Below are 726 nucleotides of genomic sequence, written 5' to 3' on the forward strand. Positions count from 1 at the left end.
AGTTCCGTCAGTATAAGTAATCGTAAAAGTACCGTTTCCGTTATCCGTTGTACTGGCGATACCTTTTCCATCTGCTCCATTTGTTCCATTTGTTCCATTTGTTCCAGCAATACCCTCTGGTCCGGTTAAGTTTGAAGTTACGAAAGTTGTTCCGTCAGTATAAGTGATTGTAAAAGTACCGTTTCCGTTATCCGTTGTACTGGCGATACCTTTTCCGTCTGCTCCGTTAGTTCCATTAGTTCCCGCAACACCCTGTGGTCCGGTTAAGTTAGAAGTTATGAAAGTAGTTCCGTCTGTATAAGTAATTGTAAAAGTACCGTTTCCGTTATCCGTTGTACTGGCGATACCTTTTCCGTCTGCTCCGTTAGTTCCATTAGTTCCCGCAACACCCTGTGGTCCTGTCAAGTTAGAAGTTACGAAAGTAGTTCCGTCTGTATAAGTAATTGTAAAAGTACCGTTTCCGTTATCCGTTGTACTGGCGATACCTTTTCCGTCTGCTCCGTTAGTTCCGTTGGCTCCATTAGTTCCCGCAACACCCTGTGGTCCTGTCAAGTTAGAAGTTACGAAAGTAGTTCCGTCTGTATAAGTGATCGTAAAAGTACCGTTTCCGTTATCCGCTGTACTGGCGATGCCTTTTCCGTCTGCTCCGTTGGTTCCATTAGTTCCCGCAGCACCTTGTGCACCAGTTGCTCCTGTTAAATCTGAAGTAGTGAAAGTAGTTCCGTC

1 pseudogene is annotated in these 726 nt (G+C 44.8%); it reads right to left on the minus strand.

Features of this window, described 5'->3' with window-relative positions:
* Positions 1–726 (minus strand): annotated as a pseudogene (locus tag ASC72_RS24235) (hypothetical protein); the annotation flags it as partial.

Source organism: Flavobacterium sp. Root420, assembly GCF_001427905.1.
In the GTDB taxonomy this organism is placed as follows: Bacteria; Bacteroidota; Bacteroidia; order Flavobacteriales; family Flavobacteriaceae; genus Flavobacterium.